Source organism: Pseudomonas sp. BJa3 (assembly GCF_026343815.1).
Classification (GTDB): Bacteria; Pseudomonadota; Gammaproteobacteria; order Pseudomonadales; family Pseudomonadaceae; genus Aquipseudomonas; species Aquipseudomonas soli.
Genome location: NZ_JAOXMC010000625.1, coordinates 1 through 229, shown reverse-complemented (window position 1 = coordinate 229; position 229 = coordinate 1). Strand labels below are relative to the sequence as shown.

The following is a 229-nucleotide window of genomic DNA, read 5'->3' as shown; positions in this document are numbered from 1 at the left end:
CTGGCTGCCGAAGCGTTTGCACAGCCCCCGGGCTTCGATCACGGCTTCAGTCACCAGCCCATCTCCATGTAGAACAGCGCGGCGACCGCGTCCAGCACGATGACCACGAAGATAGATTGCACCACGGCGGAGGTTGTGTGGGCACCCACCGACTCGGCGCTGCCGCTGACCTTGAAGCCTTCCTGGCAGCCGATGGCGGCGATCAGGAAACCGAAGAACGGCGCCTTTG

Annotated in this window: 1 protein-coding gene; it reads right to left on the bottom strand. The window is 63.8% G+C overall.

Annotation, left to right across the window (positions count from 1 at the left end):
- Window positions 1–50 precede the first annotated feature (50 nt).
- Window positions 51–229: ABC transporter permease (locus OH705_RS29050; protein ID WP_267303680.1), on the bottom strand; the 179-nt coding region annotated here is incomplete at its 5' end.